23 protein-coding genes are annotated in these 26,232 nt (G+C 61.6%); 18 read left to right on the top strand and 5 right to left on the bottom strand.

The window, feature by feature from the left end:
• Positions 1–740: 740 nt before the first annotated feature.
• Complete coding sequence (locus J2R78_RS05135; RefSeq protein WP_057018885.1) at positions 741–986, top strand: hypothetical protein; 246 nt, start codon at positions 741–743, stop codon at positions 984–986.
• A gap of 128 nt (positions 987–1,114) precedes the next feature.
• On the opposite strand, the gene J2R78_RS05130 is transcribed toward J2R78_RS05135, so the two are convergent.
• Positions 1,115–1,264, bottom strand: a complete 150-nt coding sequence (locus tag J2R78_RS05130; RefSeq protein WP_159109486.1) for a hypothetical protein — start codon at positions 1,262–1,264, stop codon at positions 1,115–1,117.
• Positions 1,265–1,774: 510 nt separating this feature from the next.
• On the opposite strand from J2R78_RS05130, the gene J2R78_RS05125 reads away from it, so the two are divergent.
• Entirely contained in the window at positions 1,775–2,743 is a 969-nt protein-coding gene (locus J2R78_RS05125; protein ID WP_253603332.1) for a cytochrome-c peroxidase, read from the top strand.
• A 327-nt stretch (positions 2,744–3,070) separates the two neighbouring features.
• Here J2R78_RS05125 and J2R78_RS05120 read toward each other — a convergent pair whose 3' ends face one another.
• Positions 3,071–4,657 (bottom strand): acyl-CoA dehydrogenase family protein, encoded by a 1,587-nt coding sequence (locus tag J2R78_RS05120; RefSeq protein ID WP_253587690.1) that lies wholly within the window; start codon positions 4,655–4,657, stop codon positions 3,071–3,073.
• Between the two features lie 1,139 nt (positions 4,658–5,796).
• On the opposite strand from J2R78_RS05120, the gene J2R78_RS05115 reads away from it, so the two are divergent.
• The 6 genes from J2R78_RS05115 (at position 5,797) to J2R78_RS05095 (ending at position 9,885) form a co-directional block, all read left to right on the top strand.
• On the top strand, positions 5,797–6,108 hold the full coding sequence (locus J2R78_RS05115; protein ID WP_253603329.1) for a hypothetical protein: 312 nt from the start codon (positions 5,797–5,799) through the stop codon (positions 6,106–6,108).
• Positions 6,109–6,352: 244 nt separating this feature from the next.
• A complete protein-coding gene (locus J2R78_RS05110; RefSeq protein ID WP_253603327.1) occupies positions 6,353–8,005 on the top strand; it encodes a recombinase family protein in 1,653 nt (550 codons plus the stop codon).
• 448 nt (positions 8,006–8,453) lie between these two features.
• On the top strand, positions 8,454–8,630 hold the full coding sequence (locus tag J2R78_RS05105) for a hypothetical protein (protein WP_176731384.1): 177 nt from the start codon (positions 8,454–8,456) through the stop codon (positions 8,628–8,630).
• A 68-nt stretch (positions 8,631–8,698) separates the two neighbouring features.
• Positions 8,699–8,824, top strand: coding sequence for a hypothetical protein (locus J2R78_RS44675; protein WP_256558511.1), 126 nt, complete (start codon positions 8,699–8,701; stop codon positions 8,822–8,824).
• 248 nt (positions 8,825–9,072) lie between these two features.
• Positions 9,073–9,318, top strand: coding sequence for a hypothetical protein (locus tag J2R78_RS05100; RefSeq protein ID WP_141341663.1), 246 nt, complete (start codon positions 9,073–9,075; stop codon positions 9,316–9,318).
• A 363-nt stretch (positions 9,319–9,681) separates the two neighbouring features.
• Complete coding sequence (locus J2R78_RS05095) at positions 9,682–9,885, top strand: cold-shock protein (RefSeq protein WP_028336518.1); 204 nt, start codon at positions 9,682–9,684, stop codon at positions 9,883–9,885.
• 569 nt (positions 9,886–10,454) lie between these two features.
• On the opposite strand, the gene J2R78_RS05090 is transcribed toward J2R78_RS05095, so the two are convergent.
• Together J2R78_RS05090 and J2R78_RS05085 are read right to left on the bottom strand one after the other, a co-directional pair.
• Positions 10,455–10,736 carry a hypothetical protein gene (locus tag J2R78_RS05090; RefSeq protein WP_253603325.1) on the bottom strand — a complete coding sequence of 94 codons (282 nt, stop codon included), beginning with the start codon at positions 10,734–10,736 and terminating at the stop codon, positions 10,455–10,457.
• Positions 10,737–10,835: 99 nt separating this feature from the next.
• Positions 10,836–12,668 (bottom strand): PQQ-binding-like beta-propeller repeat protein, encoded by a 1,833-nt coding sequence (locus tag J2R78_RS05085; RefSeq protein ID WP_253603309.1) that lies wholly within the window; start codon positions 12,666–12,668, stop codon positions 10,836–10,838.
• Between the two features lie 258 nt (positions 12,669–12,926).
• Here J2R78_RS05085 and J2R78_RS05080 point away from each other — a divergent pair, with 258 nt between their 5' ends.
• From J2R78_RS05080 to J2R78_RS05070, 3 genes are all read left to right on the top strand, one after another.
• On the top strand, positions 12,927–14,507 hold the full coding sequence (locus J2R78_RS05080; protein WP_253603307.1) for a sugar ABC transporter ATP-binding protein: 1,581 nt from the start codon (positions 12,927–12,929) through the stop codon (positions 14,505–14,507).
• Complete coding sequence (locus J2R78_RS05075) at positions 14,504–15,496, top strand: ABC transporter permease (RefSeq protein ID WP_092083818.1); 993 nt, start codon at positions 14,504–14,506, stop codon at positions 15,494–15,496. Before J2R78_RS05080 ends, J2R78_RS05075 begins: the two co-directional genes overlap by 4 nt.
• A 101-nt stretch (positions 15,497–15,597) precedes the next feature.
• Positions 15,598–16,749: a substrate-binding domain-containing protein gene (locus J2R78_RS05070; RefSeq protein ID WP_253603305.1), complete on the top strand. Its 1,152-nt coding sequence runs from the start codon at positions 15,598–15,600 to the stop codon at positions 16,747–16,749.
• Positions 16,750–16,829: 80 nt separating this feature from the next.
• On the opposite strand, the gene J2R78_RS05065 is transcribed toward J2R78_RS05070, so the two are convergent.
• Positions 16,830–17,624: a DeoR/GlpR family DNA-binding transcription regulator gene (locus tag J2R78_RS05065; RefSeq protein WP_057018878.1), complete on the bottom strand. Its 795-nt coding sequence runs from the start codon at positions 17,622–17,624 to the stop codon at positions 16,830–16,832.
• 239 nt (positions 17,625–17,863) lie between these two features.
• Between J2R78_RS05065 and deoC the strand changes: the two genes are divergently transcribed.
• The 7 genes from deoC (at position 17,864) to J2R78_RS05030 (ending at position 26,154) form a co-directional block, all read left to right on the top strand.
• Positions 17,864–18,886: a deoxyribose-phosphate aldolase gene (deoC, locus tag J2R78_RS05060; protein WP_375166978.1), complete on the top strand. Its 1,023-nt coding sequence runs from the start codon at positions 17,864–17,866 to the stop codon at positions 18,884–18,886.
• Positions 18,887–18,896: 10 nt separating this feature from the next.
• Complete coding sequence (locus J2R78_RS05055) at positions 18,897–21,284, top strand: aldehyde dehydrogenase family protein (RefSeq protein WP_253603303.1); 2,388 nt, start codon at positions 18,897–18,899, stop codon at positions 21,282–21,284.
• 80 nt (positions 21,285–21,364) lie between these two features.
• Positions 21,365–21,820 carry an RbsD/FucU family protein gene (locus tag J2R78_RS05050; protein ID WP_253603301.1) on the top strand — a complete coding sequence of 152 codons (456 nt, stop codon included), beginning with the start codon at positions 21,365–21,367 and terminating at the stop codon, positions 21,818–21,820.
• Positions 21,821–21,824: 4 nt separating this feature from the next.
• Positions 21,825–22,748, top strand: coding sequence for a ribokinase (locus J2R78_RS05045; protein ID WP_253603299.1), 924 nt, complete (start codon positions 21,825–21,827; stop codon positions 22,746–22,748).
• A 7-nt stretch (positions 22,749–22,755) separates the two neighbouring features.
• A complete protein-coding gene (locus tag J2R78_RS05040) occupies positions 22,756–23,631 on the top strand; it encodes a carbohydrate ABC transporter permease (protein ID WP_253603297.1) in 876 nt (291 codons plus the stop codon).
• Positions 23,628–24,665 carry a carbohydrate ABC transporter permease gene (locus J2R78_RS05035; RefSeq protein ID WP_253603295.1) on the top strand — a complete coding sequence of 346 codons (1,038 nt, stop codon included), beginning with the start codon at positions 23,628–23,630 and terminating at the stop codon, positions 24,663–24,665. Before J2R78_RS05040 ends, J2R78_RS05035 begins: the two co-directional genes overlap by 4 nt.
• Before the next feature lie 49 nt (positions 24,666–24,714).
• A complete protein-coding gene (locus J2R78_RS05030) occupies positions 24,715–26,154 on the top strand; it encodes an extracellular solute-binding protein (protein WP_309145035.1) in 1,440 nt (479 codons plus the stop codon).
• Positions 26,155–26,232 lie beyond the last annotated feature (78 nt).

Raw genomic sequence — 26,232 nt, 5'->3', positions numbered from 1 at the left:
GTGCGAGAAAACTGCCAGTTTCAGTCGGCCCCTTGGAGGTTCGCCGTTGGATCCGCCCGCCTTGCTCGTGGCTTGGCCGCCTCGTGATCGCCCGCTGACGTGCTCCTGGGGCCGTGATGTAACCGAGCAAGGCAATTATGACGCGACAGTCCGGTTCCATGGGGCGCTCGCTTTCATTCGCCGCTCTGAACATCTGAGTTTCCTCGGACAAGCGAGCCGGACTGCTGCTTACCGATGGGTGCGTGCCACGTTCAACTTGGAACCTGCCAACAGCCGGCTTACTGAGAGCAGAGCGGACGGCGGTGCTGATAACTTTCCATCTGGCTGCGCTGACAACTCCCTCAACGCCACCTCGATATCTCTTATGGCACTTGCGGTGGGCGAACTTTATGAATGTCGGAGGTTCCGATCAGCTTGATCTAATCGAGCTGAAGTGTGGGAGGGACAACCCGTTATAGACGATGGTCTATTTTATTTAAGCCACAATGTGTTCGAGGCGAAGGGGTGTCATGGGCGAGTTTAATTTCAGCGCAGGAAGCGTTCTGTTCGGCCTTTGCTTATCGCGATTGCGGCAATCCTTTTGTTTTTCTGATCACGTTCAATCATCGGCCATCCGCTGTTCGATTGTCACTCCCTCGCGTCCGCCAAACCTTGGTATACGCCGACGCCGCTAAGACGGCCTTGCTCCGTTCCGTTACTGGAGTTAACGCTGGGCCATTGGTCTGGCTTAAGGGTATACAGTGAGCGAAGTTCGCGAATTTATCGACTTCTGGATCGAGAATAGCGTTCATGCCGTCGAGCAGTATCGGACTCCCGGCGCGTCGCAGGATGTGGCCGAACTCACTCAGCGCCTTGTCGAGGCAGCCAAAGAGCAGGATATTTCTGAAGCCGACTTGCAGGCTGAGATGAACGATATCTCTGAGTACATTGGAGAGCGACTCAGGGCTGCAAATAGGGCTGAGCGCGAACGGCGCACGCCCACCTAGGAGAGCGAAGTCCGCTTACCTGCCAGCCGGTAAAGCGGCTCAATGCGACGTTCCTCAACATCCGCTGCTGCTCAGCCATCAAGCTGCCACTATCCGATTACGCGAACACCGTGACAGCCGCGGCTCAGCTATTCGCCTTCAAGGCCCTTGAGGGACATCATGGCATTGAGGTTCTTAATGGCGGTGTTGCGCTCGCTCAGTTGCCGCGTAATTTTGCCGTCTACCCGCTTGAAAAACCCGAACGGCGTTACACGAGAGTTGCCGTGCAAGGCCAACATTGTGAATTGTTCCGGGGGTCGTCAGCTTATCGACAGCTAAGGCCCATAGCATGGGAAGGTCTCTAGCTAGACTGACAAGTCCGGCTTGATTTGCCTAGATCTGGCAGAGGAGGATCGGATGGATTGCTTTGACAATATCAACAGCTTCGACGACCCAGATCTCACGCAGACGTCTTTGCGCCAGCAGCAAGTGCAGGGGTGGGCGAATGAGGCTGGGTGTTTGACGATCCTGGATCAAAACCGCTGTAGTTGACCGCCTCTTCATTGTTCGTCGGTGGCACCCCAGACGGCCGGCTTCGAGAGCTGCCGTTGCGGCGTCCTTCTGGTGGAGCTGTGTCTTTCCTCGAGTGTGGCCGCATGCAGCTTTTTGGCCGTTTCCGGCATCTATGAAATTGGTAATGCAAGCAATGAAGAAGTCAGCGATACGAGAGCCTTCCCTGGTCTACAAAGTGTGCGTTCTGAGACATTGGGATCTTGGTCTCCTCAGCAGCGGGCGCAACTGACGATTTGATGAGCGCTGCCAGGGAGGCTTTCAAACCGATTCCTTCGGTCGTCCCTGCGATAAAGGACAACACAGTCACCCACGAAAAGGTCGAACTTGGCAAGACGCTGTTCTTCGATCCGAGGCTATCGGCAAGCGGGATCATTAGCTGCAATACGTGCCATAACCTTGGCGCGGGCGGCGTAGATGCCGGTCCAACGTCAGTGGGTCATGGCTGGCAGCGAGGTCCACGTCGGGCACCTACCGTCTATAACGCAGTGTTCAATGTGGCGCAGTTCTGGGATGGGCGCGCGGCAGATCTCAAGGCGCAAGCCACAGGCCCCATCCAGGCGAGTGTCGAAATGAATGCCACGCCGGACAGGGTACTCAACACGTTGAATTCGATGACCGACTATGTCGTCATGTTCCAGAAAGCGTTCCCGAATGAGGCGAGGCCCGTCACCTTTGACAATTCCGCCAAGGCGATCGAGGCTTTCGAAGCGACTCTGATTACACCTGCTGCCCCGTTTGATCAGTACCTGAAGGGCGATGAGCATGCTCTCGATGATCAGCAGAAGGCGGGACTAAAGCTATTCATGGAAAAAGGATGCTCGTCTTGCCACAATGGAATCAACGTCGGTGGACAGGATTACTTCCCGTTCGGCGTGGTTGAAAGGCCGGACGGAACGCTGCTGCCATCCGCCGACAAGGGCCGTTTTGCGGTTACCAAGGTAGCCAGCGACGAATACGTTTTCCGCGCCGCGCCGTTGCGCAACGTCGCGTTGCGGGCACCGTACTTCCATTCGGGCCAGGCCTGGAGCCTTAAGCAAGCGGTTGGCGTGATGAGTGAGACCCAGCTCGGCGCGAAGCTCAGCGATAAAGAGGAAAACGACATTGTAGCGTTTCTAAATTCGTTAACTGGGCAGCTGCCAAAGATCGAATATCCGAGACTGCCCACGCGTAGCGATGCGACGCCACGGCCCTCTCTAGACAAATAGGGGCACCGATAAGCCGGATGCCGTGCGTCCTTGGTTCAATCGATACTCAAAGTATGCGCGTCGCTAAGTGTGCCCAATCTCAATTGTTGTTGTCCAGGCGACTACACATCCCAGTTCGCCTCGCCTCAGCGACGCATCATGCGGCGCGTTTGTCCCAAGCCTCGAGTGGTAGTTCTGACTCCGCGACAAAAACGGCTTGCTGTCGATGAGATGAACTTTGCTGAGTTAAATCGCTAAATCTTGCTAGGTCAGTGTTACCGAAAGCTCGTCGCTGTCGAGTGTTGGATCGTCTCCAGATCAGCATCCTCGAACCGTTCACATGGGGTCTCAAACATACTGTACCAATCTGAGGTAATCGTCTGTAAGGACTGGTGAACGGATGGAAGAAGCTGCGTCGTGAAGGAAAGTATTCAGAGTCCTGCTAGCGCGAGTACGGCCTTCGAAAGATAGCCTTGCCGGCTTGCGAGTACGGAGGGTGTTCAATTCGGAACTGACGAGGTCAGCCGCGAGACAGTCTGAGGCCGAGAACGAACCAGTAGACATGACGGCTTGTGCCAGTCCTAATGTGGTGAGCCAACCCGCATAGATTAGTACGGCGCCATCTGTCTCATTGAGTCCAGAGAGTTCCTCAATTGCAGCAGCGTGGAATGGTGCCGCATCAAGAGACAGAAAAAGATCAGCTATTTCGTCACGTGTGGCTCGAGAGAGAAGGCAGCGGCCGAGATGTGATAGGAGCGTCTCAGTCGGCCCCTCGAAGATGCGGAGAATGCGAGCGTCTCGATAGATTTTAGCTACAGGAGTCCCCTCATCGTAACCGCGGCCACCTAACAGTTGGACGCATTGATCGGCAACGAGGCCGCACCACTCCGAGGACAAAACCTTCGTTGCTGACGCAAGGTGGACGTTCGGTGCGCCCTGCGCTGAGACAAGTCGGCAGGATGCACCCAGCATTGCCTTCACGACTTCCCGTCGGAGTACCATCTGTCCAAATGATTGCTCGATATAGCTGTTCTCGATCATGCGCAGCTTGCCTAGTCGACGACGGCTTGCATATGAGGCTGCGACCTGAATAGCGCGCTCAAGGGCTCCAAGACCCATAGCAGCCACACCGATGCGCCCGCGGTTCATACTAGATGCTGCTGCTCCCCAGCCGTCTTGATCGCGAGAGAGCACGTAAGCGCTCGGCAGCTCGACATCGTGGAACTCTAGGGTGTTTTGAATAATACCGCGCAGACCGAGTGTGCGATGCTCGTGCGTGACCTTTAGGCCCGGAGCCTGCCTATCAACTAGAACGCCAACGACCCGTCCTTTCGCATTGGGACCAGCGGCTCGCGCAAAACAAACGATCCAACGAGCCCAGTCAGCGAGGCCGATCCAGATTTTGCGGCCAGAGATGCGAACTCTATCTTCATGCATGAAGGCCGACGCTTCTATATGTCGCGGGGCAGAGCCAGCTCCAGGCTCTGTTAAAGCGAAAGCGCAAAGATCGCCGCGTGTTGCGCCCCACATGACCTGCCTTTGTTCAGGGATGTGCGGTGCCGCTTCGATGCAGGGCAGGGCCAGAAAGTTATGGATCACGAGGGTAGAGGCAGCAGAGACATCGAAGGATGCAGTCGCGGAGATGAGGTCGATGGCCTCTTGCAAAGGAAGGGCTAACCCACCGTGCTCTGTTGGTGTCGTGAGCCCGAATAGCCCATGCCTTGCCAATACGCTGTGTAGGGTCGGAGGGAATGCCCGACGGTCATCCGCGTCTGCAAAATTCAACTGACTGAGGTCATCGATCAAACGGGAATATAAGGTGGTAGCTGCACCAAAGTCAGATGTGCGCTCCTGCGCCTCCTCGCATAAGGGGTAAGCTTGAGTGTACATATCCATAAAGCCAGATTGATTGCGTGCGTGCGTTATGACAATCATCTTCGTGGCTGGCTCGAATAGACATTGGTATAGGTGAATGCGAGCGAAGCATATGCAGATTACCCAGATTGGGAGTCATCGCCAGGGCTGCGCGGCGGGCGTCAAGGTGCATCTTGCAGACTAACCCATCGAGGGCGTGTTCGCGACCGTGCGATACGCTCCAGGGACTCGTCGCGTCGAGATCGTGCGGTGCTGCACGGTACTCGCGATGTCGCGCCGGAACTCCGACAGGAGGAATCTCCTTGAGCTGCACATACCGCTTGTCCGTCAGTTCTCCAACGTGACTCCCGCCGTCTTGATCGCGTCGTACCTTTTGGAATTCCTCGGGGCCCTTGACGAGCCGGCGCTTGCGGTCGGCTTGCTCCTCCGAACTGGCAGTGCTGTCCGCAACTTTGTCGATTGCTTTGCCGGCCATGTCGCGAGCGCGCTGGCGTTGGCTTTCAGTCTTGGGCCGCACTGCGGTTGACGACGTCGACGCGATCTAGAGCAGCCTGCGGATCGCCTCGGGGCGGGAAGGCTCATCGGCCTGCTTCTCGTATCCACTTGTCGATCGCCTCGAGCTCTATGCGGTCTTATTGCCGACGTGAGCTTGCGTAAAAGTAAGCGGGCAATGGTGACATTGTCGGCGTAGCCGGGGATCTCGACGTCCAGCATGCGTGGTTAAGAATCAATGCTGGCAACTGGAATAATGATGTCTCGGCCAATCCCGCAACCGGCTCAAATGGCATCGATTTCTCTTCGATCCCCTGAACCGGAGGCTGGCATGCGTTCTACGGCGGAAATTATCCGGGCGTCAGTTCAACGGCAAACTTCGGAGCTTCTGCCTTCGCTCACGCGGTCCCGAGCGGCTTTTCGTCTTGGGACGAAATTGGCGGTTGTAGGAGTTTGCTAGCGTCGATTGCTGGGGGGCTGAAATAGAAATGCAGTGGAGCGCTCTCGGCCTACAGATTTGCCGCACGGTTGCCGGCGGCCGATCACGATGGCTCTCGTTGAGTCGGCATGGTGTTCGGCGCCTACATGGCGATTGCGGATGGACTGGCCTTCCGTACAGTCATTCCGCCAGAGCAGGCCGCGCTGGTGCTTGTTACTCAGCGACGGTCCTGATCATACCTTTCTCGGCGCGTGCTGTATTCGAGGAGGTGATCTTCCGCCTGATCGTGATGTCCGCGTTAATCTGGCTCTTCGCGATCGCCGCCGGTCGCCCGCGGTTATGGTGCTACTGGGGCGCGATCCTCAGGGCTGCCTTGGTGGCCTATCCCCTATATTATCTGTCGTATCTGATGACTCTTGATCCGACGCCCCTGAGTTGGGTTCGCGAAGTGGCGCTTCATGGGTGCGGCGGCTTGCTCTGGGGCTATCTCTATTGGCGCCTTGGCCTTGCGGCCTCGATCGTGGGGCACGTTAGCGCGCACCCTTCGCTGCAGCCGCTGTTAGGCTTCCTGTTCGGCTAGGCCGACCGGCCAGGACACGATATTTCGAGAATCACGGCGCAGCTTTTTTGGGGCCGCTATCCTCTGCGATCGCGCCTGCTGAACATGCTTCGAAACCCGCGCGGCAGCCGCGGAAATTCACATCTGGTTGGTGCTACAAAGGCAACCATATCGCTTGTGTGGCGCGAGCTGCGGTCCTAGTTTTGTGATCGCTCAATGGCTTGAATGAGATGATGCAGATAATCGTCATTTCGGGAGGAGCGCAATGGCCAACTCGCTCATTGTGCGCAAGGACCATCTACCTCAAGCACAGAAGATACATCGGGCGGCACAATACGTCCGAATGTCCACTGACCTCCAGAAATACTCGACTGAAAACCAAGCGGCTGTTATCGCAGCTTACGCCGCCATTCATGGGCTCACACTCGTTCGCACCTACCGCGACGATGGCGAAAGCGGTCTTAAAATCGAGAAGCGAGCCGGTTTGACCGCGCTGATCCGTGACGTCCAGTCTGGCGAAGCTGACTTCGGTCACCTGCTGATCCTGGATGTTAGTCGCTGGGGACGGTTTCAAGACGTCGACGAGAGCGCGCACTATGAATTCCTCTGTCGGAAGGCAGGCATCAAGGTAGCCTATTGCGCTGAGCAATTCGACAATGATGGCAGCCTTCTGTCGAGCATTGTCAAAAATATCAAGCGGGTGATGGCGGCGGAGTACAGCCGGGAGCTTTCAGGTAAGGTCCATGCGGGAGCTTTGCGGTTGGCGGGGCTAGGCTTCAAGATGGGCGGCTCAGTTCCCTATGGATTGCAGCGACTGGTCGTAGACGAACACTCAACTCCAAAGGGATTTCTTGGTCGGGGCGAGCGCAAATTTCTGGCGTCAGATCGCGTACGACTTTGCCGGGGAACGCCGGCTCAGACCAAGGTCGTGAGATGGATCTACGAGCAGTATTTGAGTGGAAAATCGCCAAGAGGTATCGCGCGCGAACTCAATCGGCGAGGCATTGTAAATAGCCGAGGCGCTCCGTGGTGCAAGAATGCGATACGTGATCTTCTTCGAAACGAGGCATATATCGGTACTTTCATTTACAATCGCACGACGGAAAAGCTAGAGACAAAGAGAGCGCGTAACCCACAGTCCCTCTGGATCAGGAAGGAAGGCATCATCGAGCCTACTGTCGAGCGAAACGTGTTCCTGCGCGTGCAGAAGGTTATGGCGGCACGGCGGCTCATCAAAATCCCAGAGGAGGAAATGCTGCTGAGGCTTCGAAAGCTGCTGATGAAGAAGGGTAAGCTAAGTTCAAGGATTATCAACGAGTGCCCCGGCATGCCCTCAGTCACCTCGTTTTCGGTTCATTTCGGCACGCTTAAAAACGTTTATCGACTGATTGGCTACACGGGCAATCAACACTATTGGGACAAACTCGCCGCGTACAAGCAATGGGTCGAATTTCATCTTCAAAATGCAGCTCGTCTTCGTGTTGCCCTCAAGCGGGCAGGCTCGTTTGCTAGACTTGATCGCTCAGCCAAGTGTTTGAGGTTGAATAGGGCTGAGAACGTCAGCTTTCGGGTCGCCAGATGGTGCAAATATGGGGGCCGAGTGGTACGCTGGATGATGCGTAATCGCGTGCGCCGGCTAGAGGGGTGGGTGATTATTTTGAGACTGGACGAAAATAACCAATCGCCCCTCGATTATCTTCTGCTGCCGTCGGCATCGCTGTTGTTTAATGGCCCTTGGTTTCGGGTCTCCGAAGAATCTCGGGCGGCCCAAAACATAGAGCGCTTCGATACTTTTGACGAATTATCTCGATCGCTCGTTAGGAGGCTCTGCAAAACAACGCGTGCCACTCGATACAAGTCGAACAAGGCGGTGGTCGATATGTCCAAGCCGAAGAGGGGATGCCCGCGAGCCACCTAGGCCAGCGTGCGCACCGGCTGTACCAGGAAGGTACGGGTAATCCTCCCGCTACAGGAGTAGGCTGTGTCAGAAGAGACGAATTGCCCAATCGTCTTCCTGTCGGGCGACCGGAATTTTATGCGGGCACAGTCATGACGGAAGTCGACGGGCCAAATGTCCGCATTGTTTACGGCGCGCAATGATCAGCGCTCGATCAGCACGCACCACGCAACTGAAAAGCCATTGGATCTGGCCGCCCCTCATCGCCCAACGAAGTGCGAGCGGCGGCGGAATTGGCGTTTTCCCGCGAGACGAGCTTAGCTCCAACCAACACGGCTGCCTGCAATCTCAATTAAGGCACCTGGTGATCGAATCACGAAGATAAATCATTCAGCCCGCCAGTTCACGCCGGCGGGTTTTCCCTTGGCGCAATTTCCATTGTTTTGAGTGGTCGACGGCGGCGCGCGCTATGTTCAGTCATGGCTTTCACCGCCTCATCTTCGTCGGCGCAAAAAGCGATGCTTCGCCGATCGGCAAACACGAGCTACTGGCGAAGCCCAATACCCTGATGACGTACTCGGTCATTTTCGAGCGTCCTGCAGCGAATGAACTGCATCTTATGCAAACGACGTTGCTGTTCCATTAATCAGAATCCGGCCCAGGCGGTGAGCGCGTACCGAAAGGTGACAAGCTTTTGTCGGTCTTTCTTTTCGAATGGGAAGGGAAGGCGAGTTCGCCGAGGGTGCCATCGAAGGCGTGGCGCTCGCCGTGCTGGTCGCCGGCCTTCTCGACAGGCCGCTTCCGGATCGTCTGCCTGATTGGGTGGCCGACTGGATCTAATTAAAACCTGTCTCGGAAATGACGCCGCCGGTCTCAAAAATACACGCCCGGCGGCGTTTCCTTCCTGAACTGGGACGCTGAAATCCCCAGCACCAAGCAAACTGCAGGGCTGTGCCACGGGCCAATGACGTGAAGCCGAACGCTCCGGCATCAAGTGCGCGTGATATGTGAGGCCGTTCACACTCGATCATCGCTAATCGGCCTAATACACGCACAAACCGGTGGCGACTCGGTGGCGGAGAATCGTGATGCCGTTTTTCAGCAGCCAAAGCTTGCCGTCAGCAGCCGCCGCTTCAGTGCTCAGTGTTCTCATCGTGGGAGCAGTTGCCTTTGCAGCAGTTGGTTATGTAGAGTGGTCATCAGGCGTTAATCTGATCCACTTCATGGACCGGACTGCCGCGGATGCCTCAACGCCGGCTCTACCGCTCAAGGGGCGAACAGGTTGCGAGCAGGGCAATAAGCCGCTGCCGGCGCTTTCTCTGCGGCTCGAATGACACCAGCCTCGTTAACCTCCCAAGGAAACTAGCCGCCGGGCTTGAAATGCAGCATCCCGGCGGCGCCCTGTTCTTCCAGCCCTGGGCCCTGAAATCCCCAGTATCCGTAGACTAGCAGGCCCGTGGACCGATTGACCGTTGTCTCGTTAGCACACGGTTAAGGAAGAAGAGCCGGCGCCAGGGCCCGTGCGCCAGTTCCTCCCGAAACGTGACCGTGCGAATTCCCCAATCGGTCCCGTCCCACAGAGAAGCGTGAGCCGGTTTGGTTGCTGCTTTGCTAACGGCTGTTTCGGTCTTTATCCTTGCGGGACCTGACGCTCAGCGCTTAGGTTTCCCGCATTAGGACCAAAGGGAGTTTTGTCTGTGGCTACAGGTACTGTGAAATGGTTCAACCCGACGAAGGGTTACGGATTCATCCAGCCCGATGACGGAGGCAAGGATGTTTTTGTGCACATTTCTGCGGTCGAAAGGGCTGGGCTGAGCAGCCTAAACGAGGGCGCGAAAGTCAGCTACGAAGCGAAGGACAATCGCGGAAAAACATCCGCCGAAAATCTGCGGGTGGGGTGACGCACCAGGAACAAGGGGCAATGCCGGGAGTCATCATAAGCTCCCGCGATAGGTTGCCCCCCGACCGGGAGTTTAGAGCGGCCTTGGCGTTCCCCGCGCCAAGGCCGCTACCGTTATTGTATGGCATCGCAGCATGAAAATGCGCGAGATAGCGAAGGGCATTGCCTGAGTTTTTTTCTATCATTTTCGGCGAGCCGAGGGCGGGGGTAATCCCTAATGGTTCTGCTTAGGCGCGGAACGGAGGGCAACGCTGGAAGTCATCTTTCTTGCTTCCGTTGTCAGCGCGCCCGACGGCGCGAGCTTGGAATGCGGCCCCGACGCGCCCGATGACCGTGTCGGGGGCGTCTGCTGGTGCGGCCACTGCCCTAGGAGGGCGCAGCGCGGCTTCAGATTGGCGGTCAGGCAAATCGCCGCCGGCTTCTCGCCCGGTATCTCCCCACAAATGCTTTTGATCGTTTGTGCTGCTGGTGATCCCGGCAGACTCGTGCGCGGGTCTGGTGTCCGGGATTAGACTTCGCCAACCACCGATTGACCACCGAAACACAGTGAACAAACAGCGATAACAGTGGTCAATCAGGATCGGCCTTCATTGTTTTTGTTGATTTTTTCGGTTGCTGCTTACGTTCGGGACGCAGGGGTCGCAGGTTCGAATCCTGCCACTCCGACCATTCTTTCAAGCACTTATAGTTTCTGTGTTTTTCGTGCGCAACGACATGCGCATCGATTTGAAGCGCGGCTGCCATGTCGGTCGATTTCGGGACGCCGGTCCCTGATATCGGCGATTCGGGACCATTGGAGCGCGCGAGGGTAACGGCCCCTGACGTGATGTTGCGTAGCACGTCGCCAATCACCACACGGTCTCCCTTCGGACCTCTCGACTGATCCTGTCCGGCATCAAAGCACGAATAGCCCGCCGCGAGTAGTGCTCAGCTTGCCGGCGCAAATACCTGTCAAGGGTTGCCGGCTTCAAAGGCCAGCAGAACATTGCCGGGCAGCCCGCTCCATTGCGCGTAGCCGGAATTGACGTACAGCATGCCGTCGACGACGACCGGGCCGGGTCCGTCCATGGCGCCGCCATGGGCCGCAACGCCGTTGACCGTGGCGTAGTCGCGGGCGGTGTCGATTTCCCAGAGCAGCCGTGCGTCATCGGTCGCGTAGGCGCGCAGGAAGCCGCTCACGCCGCCCGAGAACACGACGCCGGGAATGGCGGTGACCGCCGCGGAGAGAGCGGGGCTACACTGGGGGCGGTCGCCACAGGCCACCGGCGCCACCTGCATCGCGATCCTTCCGGTCGCAAGATCGAGCCCGAACAGGCCGCCACCTTCGCTTGAATTCAGACGTCGCGTACCGTCCCTGAGAAATCGTACGTCCGAATTGGCGACATAGATTCGGTCCTGGTCGGCGGCGGAACCCCATTCGGTCCCGCCCAACGCGCCACCCTTGCCGATCCGCGTCTGCCACAGGATCTTGCCCTCGTGGTCGGGATCGAGCGCGTGGACCACGCCGGATTTCTGGCCGATCACCAGCACGCGCTGTCCGTTACGCAGGCTCACCAGGATCGGTGATTGGCCGAAATCATGGTCGGGGCCGCGGTCTTCCGGACAATTGCTCTGATCGGTGCCGAAACACGCAACGACGAAGCTGTCCTTCGGTGTGGCCTGTTGGTGCCAAAGCATTCGGCCGGTCGCGAGATCGAACGCGAGGATGGCATCGCTGGTGTCGGTTGCCGGATCGGCATAGCTGTTCGAGGTCGCGACATAGAGCGCCTGGCGCTGCACGTCGATCGTCGGCGCGGACCAGACCGACGCGCCGGCCGGACCGAACAGCTGGGTCCCGAGGGCGTTCGCCCGTGTCGGATGCGGTGCCTCGGGAATCGTATAGGCCTTCCAGATCTGCGCGCCGGTCTCGGCCTTCAGCGCAACGACGCTGCCGCGAAACGTACAGCACTGGTAGGTGGGACGAGACCCGATAGCCTCCTCGATCGATGAAACGCCGACATAGACGACGCCGGAATAGAACACTGGCGCACCGGTAATCCGGGCGGCCACATGATCGTCGACCTTGCTCTTCCAGATCAGTTTGCCGGTCGCGGCATTCAGGGCGTAGACGTTGGCGCGCACATCGCCAAAGAAGATGGCAGGCTGGCCGTTGTCCAGCGGGGCAAAGCTGATGGCCGTCCGCACCGGCGCCTCGGTCGGAAACGCCCAGCGCGTGCAGCCGCTTTTGGCGTCGAGGGCGTGGACCTTGCGGTCGCCGCCACCGACGAACAGCAAGCCGCCGACGACAGCCGGCTGCGCGTTGGCGTTCGACGTGTCAGGAAATCCGAACGCCCATTTCAGACGCAGCCGCGGGACCTGGTCTTGCGCGAGGCCGGCCATTGCCGCCGGCTGAAACCGGCTGTTGTTGATATCCGTGCCCCAACCGTTCCACCGCGGCCCATCGATCGGCTGCGGAAAGCCGGTCTCGTTCTGCGCGCATTGGCCTGCGCTCTCGGTTGGCACGAGCGACGCGGCCTTTCCGGTGACGAGTGAGGCGATCGCCGCCCGCTCGTCGCTGGTCAGTCCCTGCGCGAAGGATGCCATCGGGCCGGTGGTGATCGCACCAAGCACCTCGTCGAACGATCTGGATTGCAGGGTGGCGCGGCTCGGCGCGCGAACACCCGTGTTGCTGCTGTCGTGACATTGCGCACAGCGTTGCGCGTAGAGGTCGGCACCGGCTTGCTGCGCCGCGGCGGGCAGGCAAGACGAGATCAGGGCGATGGCAATCGCAGCACTCAGTTTCATCGTGATTCACCGGCGTTGGCTTTGATGAAGAGAGCAATTGCAGCTTAGCACAACCTTCCGGCTGCCATCGTGCCTGGCGGAGGCCGGCCGCACGTATGGCGGTGCAACATCCGATCGCCGCCTTCAATTCGAGCGCCCGCCGGCGCGATCTCCCATTGACAGGTCGGCCGAGGTGATAGAATTATAACAAGATAAGTTGCAAAAATAACAATATGTCACCATCGTACCAACGCCTCGCGCGGTCGACGGGAGGAAAATTTGGAATTGTCCGGTTCGATCGCAGCCGAGCCTCGGCCGTCGACGGCGCTGTTGATGGTCGGTGGCATCAACAAACGCTTCGGCGGCGTGCGGGCGTTGCGCGACGTCAACCTCGAGGTCCGGGCCGGCGAGGTGCACGCGCTGCTGGGCGAGAACGGGGCCGGCAAGTCCACGCTGATCAAGATCCTTAGTGGTGTCCACGCGGCCGACAGCGGCACGATCGAGATCGCCGGCAAACCAGCTACGTTCGACAGTCCGGCTAGATCGCGCGAGGCAGGCATCGCCGTCGTCTATCAGGACCTCAGTCTCGTCGAGTCGCTGAGCGTCGCCGACAATCTGTTGCTCGGCCGCGAGCCGCGTACGCGGTTCGGCTTTGTCCGCAAGCGCGAACTGATGGCCAGGGCCGGGGCGTTCCTGAGCGAGCTCGGCATTCCCCTCGATACCAAGGCAGCAGTCGGCTCGCTGCCGTTCGCCTACCGCCAGATGACCGAGATCGCCAAGGCACTGATGGGCGAGGTGCGCCTGTTGATCCTCGATGAACCGACATCGTCCCTGACTTCGGATGAAGTTCGCATCCTGTTCGATGCGATCGGCAAGGCGACGCGCCGCGGCGTCGGCGTGATCTATGTGACCCATCGGCTCAACGAGGTCTTCGAGATCTCGCAGCGTGTCACGGTGCTGCGCGACGGCGGCAATGCCGGGACGTTCGTCACCGCCGAGACCGACATGAAGCGGCTGGTGAACGCCATCATCGGCATCGATCGATTGGTGCCCGCGGCGTCGCGCGCCGAACCTGCAGTTGCGCGTTCATTCGATCCGTCGCCGGTTCTGTCGCTGTCGCGCGTGTCGAACGATCGCCTGTCGGCCGTCGAACTGTCCGTGATGAAGGGTGAGATCCACGGCCTTGCCGGATTGATCGGCAGCGGACGCACCGAGATTCTGGAGACCATCTTCGGCCTTCGGCCGGTCGACAGCGGCACATGCCAGATCGACGGCCGGCCATGGCTGCCGAGGAGCCCGGCCGATGCGATCGACCATGGCGTCGCGCTGGTGCCGGAAGACCGGCATCTGCAGGGCCTGGTGCTGGATCATTCGATCGAGCGCAACATCACCTTGCCGCGGATTCCGCATTTCTCGCGCTGGGGCTTCATGCAGCAGCGCGCCGCCGCCCGGCGTGCCGAGGCTGCGGTGGCGAGGCTGTCGGTGAAGGCGCAAGGCGCTTCGAGCCTGGTCAGGACATTGTCCGGCGGCAACCAGCAGAAGGTCGTGTTCGGAAAATGGAATGATCCGCGGCCGCGCGTGCTGCTGCTCGACGAGCCGACGGTCGGCGTCGACGTCGGCGCGCGCGAGGAGATCTACGGCGTGATCCGCAATGCCGCTCGCGACGGCACCGGCGTCCTGGTGGTCTCGTCGGACCTCGTCGAACTGATCGAGCTCTGCGACCGCATCTCCGTGATCGTCGATGGACGCGTGGCGCGAACGCTGCTGCGCGGGGAGATCGATGATGCCGAAGAGCTCCATCATCTGCTGCAGATCTACCAGGCTTCCGAACAAGGCGTATTGCAAGAGCTGCCCGCATGACCGAACTGACCGCGCCCAACCTCGTCGCCTCGTCGACCCGATCCGATCGACGCCGCAAGCTGCTGCAGAATCTGCTGCGGGGTGAGCGGCCCTACATGCTGTACATCGCCTTCGTGGTGCTGCTGGTCGTGTTCAGCCTGTCCTCGCCCTGGTTCCTGTCGGTCGACAATTTCCTGAACATCGGACGCCAGACCACACTGGTCTCGATCATCGCGGTCGGCATGACCTTTGTGATCATCGCGCGCCAGATCGATCTGTCGGTCGCATCGACATTGGCGCTGTCGGGCATGGCCGCGGCGCTCGCGATGAGTCAGATCAACAACAGCTGGATCGTCGGCGCTGTTGCCGGGCTCGGCACGGGCGCGCTGGTCGGGCTGCTCAACGGCATCCTGACCACGCAGCTCTCGATCCCGTCGTTCCTGGTGACGCTGGGTTCACTGAGCATGGCGCGCGGTTTGGCGATGATGGTGACCAATACCAAGCCTGTCATCATCACCAACGAGACCTACTTTGCGATCTTCGGCGAAGGCTCGTTCCTGGGCATACCGGTTCCGATCGCCTGGACGCTGGTGGCGATGATCGTCGGCATCCTGCTGCTGCACTATAACGTGTTCGGCCGCCGCATCTATGCGGTCGGCGGCAATCCGACCGCGGCGCTGTATTCCGGCATCAACACCAAGTGGGTGACGACCGCGGCCTTTGTGCTGACCGGCGCGCTGGCCGGGCTCGCGGCGCTGGTGCTGTCCGCGCGCTCGCACGCTGCGCGGCCCGACGTCGTGCAGGGCATGGAGCTCGACGTCATCGCCGCCGTGATCCTCGGTGGTTGCAGCCTGTTCGGCGGGCGCGGCTACATCCTGGGGACGCTGTTCGGCAGCCTCATCATCGGCACACTCAACAACGGCCTCGTGCTGCTCGGCGTCAGCTCGCCGCTGCAGCTCGTCATCAAGGGAGCGATCATCGTGGCCGCGGTCGCCTTCACGAAACGCTAGAGCACGACGGCGCAGCGCATGGGCCGCAAGGTCAGGCGTTGCAAGGGTAGGGGCAAGGTCGCCGGCCTCCGGTCAATCGGCGACCAAAACGGGAGGAAACAATGAAGCCGATCATGCGACAAACCCTGCCGCTGACCGCGTTGATCGCGGCGACGGCCATTTCGATCGCCGCCTCGGCCCGCGCCGAAGTGCCTGCAACCTGCGTCAAGGGCGTCGATCTCGCGACGCTTGGACCGAAATCGATCGTCGGTCAGGGGCCCCATGGCGAGAAGGCCGCCTCGCCCGAGGTGCTGGCGCTGTCGGACGCCGATGCCGCCAAGATCAGGGAGAAGCATTTCAAGGTCGGCATCTCCATGCAGACCGTCAATCTCGACTGGGCGCAACTGCAGATCCAGGGCATCACCGACACGCTGAAGAAGTATGGTGTGACCGTCACCGGCGTCGCGTCCGCCGAATATCAGGTCGACAAGCAGATCGCCGACATCGAGAATACCATCCAGCAGCATCCGGATGGCATCATCTCGATCCCGGTCGATTTCACCGCGACCGCGCCGACCTACAAGAAGATCGCCAAGGCCGGCATCAAGCTCGTGCTGATGGACAGCATTCCGACCGGACTAAAGCATCCCGAGGAATATGCGTCCATGATCTCCGCGGACAGCCAGGGCAACGGCCTGATCGCGGCCCAGATCCTGGCGTCCTGCGTCGCGCAGGGCGGCACCATCGGCCTCGTCAATTTCGGCGTCGATTATTTCAGCACCAACGAGCGCACCAAGGGCGTCCGCGAGTGGATGCAGAAGAACCGCCCGGACATCAAGATGAAGCGGGTCGACTTCACCGACCCGCCGAAGGTGTCGCAGATCGCAGGCGACTTCCTCACCGGCAATCCGGATATCAAGGGCCTGTTCGCGGTTTGGGACCAGCCGGCGCTGGATACGCTGAGCTCGATGCGCGCGCAGGGTATCGACATTCCGGTCACCACCGTCGACCTCGGCCTGCAATCGGCGATCGAGATCGCCAAGGGCGGACCGCTGAAAGCGACCGGATCGCAGCGCCCCTATGACCAGGGTGTCGCCGAAGCGATGGCCATGATGAACGCGCTGCTCGGCAAGGAAACGCCGGGCTGGATCGGTGTGCAGTCGCTGCCGGTGACGCAGTCCAACGTGCTGGAATCCTACAAGACGGTGTTCAAGAAGGAGCCGCCGCCGGAGCTGACCGACGCCTGCAACAAGGCGAAGCCTGCCTGCAACTGAGCCGCAGGAGTGCGATGCGTGGTCACGCGAGCCCGCGCATCGTGAGCAGCCTGATCCGGGCGTGCCGGCCCCCGCTCGGATCAGGTTGCGCTGGTCACGTATTCTACGGGGAGGCTCCGGAAGTGCTTGCGCATGTCCGCTGACGCCGCGCCGCCGACGATGATGCGAGAGAACGCGCCGATATCGGAGAAGAATGCCGACTTGAGGCTGCCGAGCTTGCTGGCGTCGATCACCAGGATGCTCTCCATCGCGGTCTCGATGACGGCCTGCTTGACGGCGACCTCGTGAAAATTCGAGCAGCTCGCGCCGCGGGTCCAGTGTACGCCGCCCGCGGAGATGAAGGCCTTGTTGATGCCGAGCCGCCGCAGATAGGACAGGCCGTCGTCCGACGCAAAGGACTGCGACGACGGATGGTAGAGGCCGCCCATCAGCATCACCTGCGTGGCCGGCCGGCGCGTCACGATCGACGCCACGTTCATCGAATAGCAGATCACCGAAAGCGGCAGGTCCTCCGGCAGGCAGTCCGCCAGCGACTGCATCGTCGTGCCGCAATCGATGAAGATCGTATCGCCTTCCTTGATCGAGGCCGCGGCAGACCGGCAGGCGAGACGCTTGTCCTGGGTGTGCTGATCGATCTCCTGCTCGAACGTGTACTTGACCCCGGTCGGCGACGCCGCATTGACGACGTAGCCGCCGAGCAGCGCCAGCGCGGCGTCCGGCCCGGCGAGATCGCGCCGGACCGTCATTTCGGAAACCTTGAGAAGCTCGGCGGCGTCCTTCAGGTGCAGCGTGCCGCTCGATTCGACGGCGCGGCGCAGCCTCTGCAGGCGCTGCACGCGCGTCTCGCTTGGTCGTGCGTTCGATGTTTCAGCCATTTTGATCGCCGGGCTTGCTTATCCGATTGACAATGATCTTACAATGTTGTGAGTTTATCAACGTCGATTTGTTACAATAATAACATCCAGTCCGGCGGGCTGATCGAAGGTCGGGGACGATGTCGTCCTCAGGCAGTCGGCAAACCCCGCGGCAAGGTCAGAGGAGGATCACATGTTGCGATCGACACATTCAGTCTATCTGGCGATCTCGTCGATTCGCTAGGACGCACGGCGCCTCCATGACGCAGAGCGTCTTCATACAGAATCCGTCCCCATTGGCCGCGCAGCCGCCTTCCCCGGGCGGCGAGCATCCGCTGCCGCGCAACGGCGGCCGCGCGCTCGAGATGGATTGGGTCGACGAGATCAGGATCAATCTGTCGGCCGCCGAACGGCGTGTCGCGAGCCTGCCGGGCCGGCGCACGGTCAAGAAAGACGCGCAGGCGGCGTGGCTTCTCAAGGCGATCACCTGCATCGACCTGACGACGCTCAATGGCGACGATACGACCGAACGGGTGAAGCGCCTTTGCGCCAAGGCCAAAGCGCCGGTGCGCGGCGACCTTCTCGAGCGGCTCGGCTTTGCCGGCCGCGAGCTGCATACCGGCGCGGTCTGTGTCTACCATCGGTTCGTGGCGACGGCCGTCGAAGCGCTCGACGGATTGGACATCCCGGTCGCTGCGGTCTCGACCGGATTTCCCGCAGGTCTCGTGCCCCACGATCTGAAGCTGAAGGAGATCGAGGCGTCGGTCCGCGACGGCGCGCAGGAGATCGACATCGTCATCACGCGCGAGCATGTGCTGACCGGCGATTGGCGGGCGCTTTACGCCGAGGTGCAGGATTTCCGCGCCGCCTGCGGCGACGCGCATCTGAAGACGATCCTGGCCACCGGCGATCTCAAGACGCTGCGCAATGTCGCCAAGGCGTCGATGGTCTGCATGATGGCCGGCGCCGACTTCATCAAGACCTCCACCGGCAAGGAAGGCGTCAACGCGACGCTGCCGGTGACGCTCGCGATGCTGCGGATGATCCGCGTCTATCAGGAGCGCACCGGCTACCAGATCGGCTTCAAGCCGGCCGGCGGAATCTCGACGGCAAAGGACGTGCTCAACTATCAGTTCCTGATGAAGGAGGAGCTGGGACGCGACTGGCTCGAGCCGGACCTGTTCCGCATCGGCGCCTCCAGCCTGCTCGCCGATATCGAGCGGCAGCTCGAGCATCACGTGACCGGCCACTATTCGGCCTTCAACCGCCACCCCGTGGGATGAGACTCCAGCGATGAGCGTCGCAAGCTATTTCGAGACCATGGAGTATGGCCCCGCGCCGGAGGCGGACGGCGAGGCACGCGCCTGGCTGGAGCGGCATGACGTCGTGTTCGGGCATTTCATCGCCGGCAAGTTCACAGCGCCGCATGCCGGCAAACACCTCACGACGACCGAGCCGGCCACCGGCAAGACGCTGGCGCGCATCGCGCAGGGCGCTGCTGCCGATGTCGAGGCGGCGGTTAGCGCCGCACGCACTGCGCAGACAGCCTGGGCAAAGCTCGGCGGTCACGGCCGTGCGCGTCATCTCTATGCGTTGGCGCGCATGCTACAGCGTCACGCCCGGCTGTTCGCCGTGCTGGAGGCGATCGACAACGGCAAGCCGATCCGGGAAACCCGCGATCTCGACGTGCCGCTCGCTGCGCGCCATTTCCTCTATCACGCCGGCTGGGCGCAGCTGCAGGAGCGCGAATTCACCGATCAGGTGCCGGTTGGCGTGATCGGGCAGATCATTCCGTGGAATTTTCCGCTGCTGATGCTGGCGTGGAAGATCGCGCCGGCGCTGGCCGCGGGCAATACGGTGGTGCTGAAGCCGGCGGAGTTCACCTCGCTCACCGCGCTGCTGTTCGCCGAACTGTCGGCCGAGGCCGGCCTGCCGCCGGGCGTGTTGAACGTCGTGACCGGCGACGGTGCCACCGGCGCGCTGCTGGTCGAAAGTCCCGGCGTCGACAAGATCGCGTTCACCGGCTCGACCGAGGTCGGGCGGTTGATCCGCCAGTCGACCGCAGGCACCGGCAAGTCCCTCACGCTGGAGCTCGGCGGCAAGTCGCCGTTCATCGTGTTCGACGATGCCGATATCGACGGCGCGGTGGAAGGCGTGGTGGATGCGATCTGGTTCAACCAAGGCCAGGTCTGCTGCGCCGGCTCGCGGCTGCTGCTGCAGGAGGGGATCGCGGATACTTTCCGCCGGCGCCTGATCCGCCGCATGGAGACGCTTCGCGTCGGCATGCCGCTCGACAAGGCGATCGACATGGGCGCGGTGGTCGCGCCGGTGCAACTCGAACGGATCAAGTCGCTGGTCGAGACCGGAGTGAAGGAGGGTGCCGAGAAATATCAGGCGTCCGGTGCGATCCCGGCGGAAGGATGTTTCTATCCGCCGACCTTGCTCTGGAACGTGCATCCGTCCTCGACGGTTGCGACCGAAGAGATCTTCGGCCCTGTCCTGGTGGCGATGACGTTCCGCACCCCCGACGAGGCCGTGATGCTCGCCAACAACACGCGCTACGGCCTGGCCGCCAGCGTGTGGAGCGAGACGATCGGGCTGGCGCTCGATATCGCGCCGAAGCTGCTGGCCGGCGTGGTCTGGGTCAACGCCACCAATCTGTTCGACGCCAGCGTCGGCTTCGGCGGCTACCGCGAGTCCGGATTCGGCCGCGAGGGCGGCCGTGAAGGCATGTACGAGTATCTCAAGCCGAAGGCCTGGAGTGGGCGCAAGGCGCGGGCCAAGGCATCGCCGCTGCCGACGGCTTCCGGCGCAAGTGCCGGATTCGATGTGCCGCCAATCGATCGGACGGCAAAACTGTTTGTCGGTGGCAAGCAGGTGCGTCCGGACGGCAATTATTCGCGTCCGGTGCTGTCGCCGAAGGGCCGGCGCCTCGGCGAGGCAGGCGAGGGCAATCGCAAGGATATCCGCAATGCGGTGGCCGCGGCGCGCTCCGCCGAGTCCTGGGCGCGGGCGACGGCGCATAATCGCGCCCAGATCCTCTATTACCTTGCCGAGAATCTTTCCGCGCGCGGCGATGAGTTCGCCCGTCGCATCGCCGACATGACCGGCGTGTCGGCTGCGAAGGCGCGCACGGAAGTCGATGCGAGCATCGAGCGGTTGTTCAGCTATGGCGCCTGGGCCGACAAATTCGAAGGATCCATCCACGCGCCGCCGCTGCGCGGCGTGGCGCTCGCGATGCATGAGCCGATCGGCGTGGTCGGCGTCGCCTGTCCCGACGAGGCGCCGTTGCTCGCCTTCATCAGCCTGGTGGCGCCGCTGGTTGCGATGGGCAACCGGGTCGTCGCCGTGCCGAGCGAGCGGCATCCGCTCGCCGCGACCGACTTCTACCAGGTCCTCGAGACCTCGGACGTGCCGGGTGGCGTGGTCAACATCGTCACCGGCGATCACAGCGAGCTGGTCAAGGTGCTTGCCGAGCACGACGATGTCGACGCGCTCTGGGCATTCGGATCGCAGGACGCCTCAGCGGCCGCCGAGCGGCTGTCGACCGGCAATCTCAAGCGGACGCTGGTCGATCATGGCCTCGCGCTCGATTGGTACGACAAGGCCGCGAGCGAGGGCCCGATCCTGCTCCGCCATGCCGTGCAGGTGAAGAACATCTGGATTCCGTACGGTGACTAAAGGCGTCACGCTACGGTGATACGGATGGGGATCCGAACCGTCAGAGTTCGGCGAGTTTGAACACGAGGGAGGGACGCAACATGCTCAAGGGCATCGATCCACTGCTCAATGCCGACGTGCTCTATGCCCTGCGGGCGATGGGGCATGGTGATCGCCTGGTGGTGTGCGATACCAATTTTCCAGCCGACTCGATCGCGCGGCAGACAGTTCTCGGCCGGTTGCTGCGCATCGACAATGTCAGCGCGGCTAGGGCGATCGAGGCGATGCTGTCGGTGATGCCGCTCGATACGTTTGTCGACGATGCAGCGATCCGCATGGAGATTGTCGGCCAGGCTCAGGAAGTGCCACCCGTGCAGCGCGAGGTGCAGACCGCGATCGATCGCGCGGAGGGACGGTCCTGGCCGCTGGTCGGCGTCGAGCGCCACGCTTTCTACGAGAAGGCCAAGACGGCCTATTGCGTGATCGCGACGGGCGAGCGGCGCTTCTACGGCTGCTTCCTGTTCAGCAAGGGCGTGATCGGGCCGGACGGGGAGTGACGAGATGAGCAAGAGTGGCGTCGCCGTCCTCGGCGTCTTCGTCGTAGACTTGGCGTTCCGCGCCGGCAACATGCCGGCGATCGGCGAGACGATCGCCGGTTCGGGATTCGCGATGGGGCCCGGCGGCAAGGGATCCAACCAGGCTGTCGCGGCCGCGCGGGCCGGCGCCGGCGTGAGCTTCATCTCGCGGATCGGCAGCGACGCCTTCGGCGAGCTTGCGATCAGGACCTGGGAGGCCGAGGGAATCCGGCCGCGCGTGGCCAGGACCGCGGATGCGCCGACCGGCGCGGCGTTTATCTATGTCCATGAGACGCGCGGCGACAACGCCATCATCGTGGTGCCGGGTGCAGCGGGCGGTATCGGCCCGGCCGATGTTGACGCGGTGGCGGACGCGATCCGCGACAGCCGTGTGTTCGTGACGCAGCTCGAGCAGCCGGTCGATGCAGCGCGGCGCGGGCTCGAGATCGCGCGCACCGCCGGCAGCATCACTGTGTTCAATCCGGCGCCGGCCATCCAATTCGACGATGGTCTGTTTGCGCTGTGCGATTATGTCGTTCCCAACGAGACCGAGGCCGAAGCGCTCACCGGGATCGCGGTGGGCGACCTCGCCGGCGCCCGCCGCGCCGGCGACGCCCTGTTGGCCAAAGGCGCCGGGACGGCGCTGATCACCCTCGGCGAGCGCGGCGCGCTATTCCATGCGCGGGATCGCTCGCTGCACGTGCCGCCCTTCGCGGCCGGCAAGGTCGTCGAAACCACCGGGGCGGGCGATGCATTCGTCGGCGGCTTCGCGGCGGCGCTCGCGGACGGCGTCGATCCGCTCGAGGCCGCGCGGTTCGGTTCGGCCACGGCGGGAATCTCGGTGACCCGGCCGGGCACCGCGCCCGCGATGCCGCGGCGCGTGGAGATCGAAGCGCTGCTGAGGGGATGATGCTGCGATGATGCGGAATGATCCGATCAAGCATGTCTTCATCTGGCCGGCGGTGCTCGTCGTGCTGGCGATCTCGATCTTTCCGCTGATCTATTCGCTGACCACGAGCTTCCTCAGCTACCGCCTGATTCCGCCGATCCCGCCGCGCGTCGTCTGGCTTGGCAATTATGCGGCGTTGTTGCAGGAGCCGCGGTTCTGGAATGCGCTCTTCACCACGACGCTGATTGCGCTGATCGCGGTCGGGTTGCAATACGCGATCGGGTTCGGCGTCGCGCTGGCGCTGAATGCGCGGGTGCCGGGTGAGCGGCTGTTCCGCGTCGCCCTGCTGCTGCCGATGCTGCTGGCGCCCGTCGCGGTCGCGCTGGTGGCGCGCATGATCTTCAATCCGACGATGGGACCGCTCAATCAGTTCCTGTCGAAGTTCGGCCTGGTCAACCTGCCGTTCCTTACCAATGGACATTGGGCACTCGCCTGCATCATCGCGGTCGAGGTCTGGCAGTGGACCCCGTTCGTCATCCTGATGATGCTGGCCGGGCTGCAAACGCTTCCCGAAGATGTCTACGAGGCCGCCGAGCTCGAGAATGCCAGCGCCTGGCAGCAGTTCTGGGGCATCACCTTTCCGATGATGCTGCCGATCTCGGCCGCCGTCGTCTTCATCCGCCTGATCGAGAGCTATAAGATCATGGACACGGTGTTCGTGATGACCGGCGGCGGGCCGGGCGTCGACACCGAGACGCTGACGCTGTTCGCCTATCAGGAAGGCTTCAAGAAGTTCAATCTCGGCTACACATCGGCGCTCAGCTTCCTGTTCCTGATCGCGATCACGATCATCGGCGTGACCTACCTGGCGCTGCTGCGGCCGCATCTGGAGAAGCGCCGATGAGCGGGCAGGGCTTGACGGGGCTGTCGCCATGGAGCCGACGCCTGGTCGCGGCCGGCGTTCTCATCTGGTGCCTGATCACGGTGTTTCCGCTTTATTGGGTGGTGGTGACCGCATTCAAGACGCCGCCCGGCGTCGTCGGCGGACCGACTTATCTGCCGTTCATCGACTTCACGCCGACCTTGCAGCCCTTCATCGATCTCTATCAGGGCATCCGCGGCGAGTTCTTCCGGACCTTCCTGAACTCGACCATCGTTGGCCTGTCCGCGGCGGCCATCGCCACGGCGATCGGCGCGATGGCGGCCTATGCGCTGGTGCGCTTCGAATTCAAGGTTCGCTTCGGCGCGGGCGTCGTGTTCTTCCTGCTCGCTCTCGGCGGCTACCTGCTGTTCAACACGACGTTCGGGTTCACCCGCCCGCAGGCCCTGTTACTGGCCTTTCCGATCGCGCTGATCGTGGCCGTCGCCGCCAACCGCCTGCCGCTGCCGGGACCGATCCTCGGCAATGAGGACATCCTGTTCTGGTTCGTCAGCCAGCGCATGTTCCCGCCTATCGTCACTGCCTTCGCGCTGTATCTGCTCTACAGCGAGATCGGCCGGCTCGGCTTCCAGCTGATCGACAGCTTTGTCGGCCTGACGCTGTGCTACGTCGCCTTCTCGCTGCCGATCGTCGTCTGGCTGATGCGCGACTTCTTCGAGGCTGTGCCGATCGAGGTCGAGGAGGCGGCGATGGTCGACAATGTGCCGAGCTGGCGCATCTTCTTCGGCATCGTGGTGCCGATGTCGATGAACGGGCTGCTGGCGACGTTCATGATCACGCTGGCCTTCGTCTGGAACGAGTTTCTGTTCGCGCTGTTCCTGACCAATTCCAGATGGCAGACGCTGCCGATCCTGGTGGCGGGACAGAACAGCCAGCGCGGCGACGAATGGTGGGCGATATCGGCTGCGGCGCTCGTCGCCATCGTTCCCATGATGATCATGGCGGGCCTGCTCAGCCGGATGATGCGGTCGGGCCTGCTGCTCGGGGCCATCAAATAGCAAAAAACCTTGTAGGGAGGACTAGACGATGTTGCGACGGACGTTCCTGATGCTGACCACCTCGCTCGCGATGGCCTGTGTCGCGAGCCAGGCGAATGCTGCCTGCAGCCCGGACTATACTGGCGTCACCCTGACGGTGGCGTCGCAGACCGGGCCGTATATCGCCTCCGCGCTCAAGCTCGGCGCGGACGAATGGGCCAGGAAGACCTGCGGCAAGGTCAATGTCGTCGAATTCCCTTGGTCCGAGCTCTATCCGAAGATCGCGACATCGCTGACGGCGTCGGACGCGACGTTCGACCTTGTCAGCTTCGCGCCGGCCTGGCTGCCGGACTTCGTGCCCTATCTCAGCGAGATGCCGAAGGAGATGCAGTCCGGCAAGGACTGGGACGATATCGAGCCGGCCTATCGCGAACGGCTGATGGTGTGGGAAGGCAAGATCTACTCGCAGTCGATGGACGGCGACGTCCACACCTATACCTACCGCACCGACCTGTTCAGCGATCCCAAGGAGAAGGACGCCTTCAAGGCCAAATACGGCTACGACCTCGCGCCGCCGAAGACCTGGAAGCAGTATCTCGACATTGCGGAGTTCTTCCAGCGGCCCGACAAGGGGCTGTGGGGAACGGCGGAAGCCTTCCGCCGCGGCGGTCAGCAGTTCTGGTTCTTCTTCAGCCATGCGGCGGCATACACCAACAATCCGAACTATCCGGGCGCGATGTTCTTCGACCCCGAGACGATGGACGCACAGATCAACAATCCGGGCTGGGTGAAGGGGCTCGAGGAATACATCAGGGCATCGAAGCTCGGGCCGCCCAACGCGCTGAATTTCTCGTTCGGCGAGGTGAACGCTGCCGTAGCCGGCGGCCAGGTTGCGGAATCGATCGGCTGGGGCGACACCGGCGTCATCGCCGCCGACCCGAAGCAGTCGAAGATCTCGGGCAAGGTCGGTTCGGCGATGCTGCCCGGCTCGGACGAGATCTGGAACGCCAAGACCAAGAAGTGGGACAAGTTCCCGAGCGTGCTTCCGGGCCCGTTCATGGCATTCGGCGGCTGGCAGATCGCGGTGCCGAAGGCCGGCAAGAACCAGAAGGCGGCGTGGGATTTCGTCAAGACACTGACAAGCCCTGAAGTGTCGGGCCAGGCGGCGATCACCGGCGGCAGCGGCGTCAATCCCTACCGCAAGTCGCACACTGCCAATCTGCAACTGTGGAGCAAGATCTTCTCGCCGGAAGAGGCCAAGGAATATCTCGGCGCGCAATCCGACTCCATCAATGCCAAGAATGTCGCGCTCGACATGCGTCTGCCCGGCTACTTCTCTTACACCGAGGTGGTCGAGATCGAGCTCGGCAAGGCGCTGGCCGGCCAGACCACGCCGCAGGCGGCGCTCGACGCGATGGCCAAGGAGTGGAATCGGCTGACCGACGAGTTCGGCCGGGCCAAGCAGCTCGCGGCCTATCGCGCGGCGATGGGCCTTCCGCCGAAGAACTAGCTTTCCAGTGAGACGTCCCCGGATGATGCGCGAGCATCGTCCGGGACTTTACTTGCCGTCGATGAAGGGACGGAAAAG

Source organism: Bradyrhizobium sp. USDA 4538 (assembly GCF_024171045.1).
In the GTDB taxonomy this organism is placed as follows: Bacteria; Pseudomonadota; Alphaproteobacteria; order Rhizobiales; family Xanthobacteraceae; genus Bradyrhizobium; species Bradyrhizobium australafricanum.
Note: the sequence above shows the minus strand (reverse complement) of the source record. Positions and strands in the feature narration are given on the sequence as shown.

Bases quoted from the DNA above. Each gene is read 5' to 3' on its own strand.
- J2R78_RS05045 (WP_253603299.1), top strand. From the start codon at position 21,825: ATGAGCAAGAGTGGCGTCGCCGTCCTCGGCGTCTTCGTCGTAGACTTG.
- J2R78_RS05030 (WP_309145035.1), top strand. From the start codon at position 24,715: ATGCTGACCACCTCGCTCGCGATGGCCTGTGTCGCGAGCCAGGCGAAT.
- J2R78_RS05110 (WP_253603327.1), top strand. From the start codon at position 6,353: ATGGCCAACTCGCTCATTGTGCGCAAGGACCATCTACCTCAAGCACAG.
- J2R78_RS44675 (WP_256558511.1), top strand. From the start codon at position 8,699: ATGGGAAGGGAAGGCGAGTTCGCCGAGGGTGCCATCGAAGGCGTGGCG.
- J2R78_RS05085 (WP_253603309.1), bottom strand. From the start codon at position 12,668: ATGAAACTGAGTGCTGCGATTGCCATCGCCCTGATCTCGTCTTGCCTG.
- J2R78_RS05040 (WP_253603297.1), top strand. From the start codon at position 22,756: ATGATGCGGAATGATCCGATCAAGCATGTCTTCATCTGGCCGGCGGTG.
- J2R78_RS05070 (WP_253603305.1), top strand. From the start codon at position 15,598: ATGAAGCCGATCATGCGACAAACCCTGCCGCTGACCGCGTTGATCGCG.
- J2R78_RS05050 (WP_253603301.1), top strand. From the start codon at position 21,365: ATGCTCAAGGGCATCGATCCACTGCTCAATGCCGACGTGCTCTATGCC.
- J2R78_RS05035 (WP_253603295.1), top strand. From the start codon at position 23,628: ATGAGCGGGCAGGGCTTGACGGGGCTGTCGCCATGGAGCCGACGCCTG.
- J2R78_RS05055 (WP_253603303.1), top strand. From the start codon at position 18,897: ATGAGCGTCGCAAGCTATTTCGAGACCATGGAGTATGGCCCCGCGCCG.
- deoC (WP_375166978.1), top strand. From the start codon at position 17,864: ATGACGCAGAGCGTCTTCATACAGAATCCGTCCCCATTGGCCGCGCAG.
- J2R78_RS05105 (WP_176731384.1), top strand. From the start codon at position 8,454: ATGTTCAGTCATGGCTTTCACCGCCTCATCTTCGTCGGCGCAAAAAGC.
- J2R78_RS05125 (WP_253603332.1), top strand. From the start codon at position 1,775: ATGAGCGCTGCCAGGGAGGCTTTCAAACCGATTCCTTCGGTCGTCCCT.
- J2R78_RS05065 (WP_057018878.1), bottom strand. From the start codon at position 17,624: ATGGCTGAAACATCGAACGCACGACCAAGCGAGACGCGCGTGCAGCGC.
- J2R78_RS05075 (WP_092083818.1), top strand. From the start codon at position 14,504: ATGACCGAACTGACCGCGCCCAACCTCGTCGCCTCGTCGACCCGATCC.
- J2R78_RS05120 (WP_253587690.1), bottom strand. From the start codon at position 4,657: ATGATTGTCATAACGCACGCACGCAATCAATCTGGCTTTATGGATATG.
- J2R78_RS05130 (WP_159109486.1), bottom strand. From the start codon at position 1,264: ATGTTGGCCTTGCACGGCAACTCTCGTGTAACGCCGTTCGGGTTTTTC.
- J2R78_RS05100 (WP_141341663.1), top strand. From the start codon at position 9,073: ATGCCGTTTTTCAGCAGCCAAAGCTTGCCGTCAGCAGCCGCCGCTTCA.